Below are 551 nucleotides of genomic sequence, written 5' to 3'. Positions count from 1 at the left end.
TCGATGAGGTCGATCGCCTTGTCCGGCAGGAAGCGGTCATTGATGTAGCGGTCCGCCAGCGAGGCCGCCGCGGCCAGTGCACCGTCGGTGATGGAAACACGGTGATGCGCCTCGTAGCGATCCCGCAGCCCCTTGAGGATCTCAATGGTGTGCTCCACCGATGGCTCCCCGACCTGAACCGGCTGGAAGCGCCGCTCGAGCGCCGCATCCTTCTCGATGTATTTGCGGTACTCATCGAGGGTCGTCGCGCCGATGGTCTGCAACTCGCCGCGGGCGAGCTTCGGCTTCAGGATCGATGCCGCATCGATCGCACCCTCGGCCGCCCCCGCCCCGACGAGGGTGTGCAACTCGTCGATGAACAGGATGATGTCGCCGCGGGTGTTGATCTCCTTGAGGACCTTCTTCAGGCGCTCCTCGAAGTCACCGCGGTAACGGCTACCGGCCACCAGCGACCCGAGGTCGAGGGTGTAGAGCTGCTTGTCCTTCAGCGTCTCGGGCACATCCCCGTTGACGATGGCCTGGGCCAACCCCTCGACGACGGCGGTCTTGCC

Annotated in this window: 1 protein-coding gene; it reads right to left on the bottom strand. The window is 65.2% G+C overall.

Going from position 1 to position 551, the window contains the following annotated elements:
* On the bottom strand, positions 1 to 551 hold a 551-nt coding region (locus B4M62_RS09070), incomplete at both ends, for an AAA family ATPase (protein ID WP_290706855.1).

Source organism: Gordonia sp. UBA5067 (genome assembly GCF_002414845.1).
Taxonomy (GTDB): Bacteria; Actinomycetota; Actinomycetes; order Mycobacteriales; family Mycobacteriaceae; genus Gordonia; species Gordonia defluvii.
Note: the sequence above shows the minus strand (reverse complement) of the source record. Positions and strands in the feature narration are given on the sequence as shown.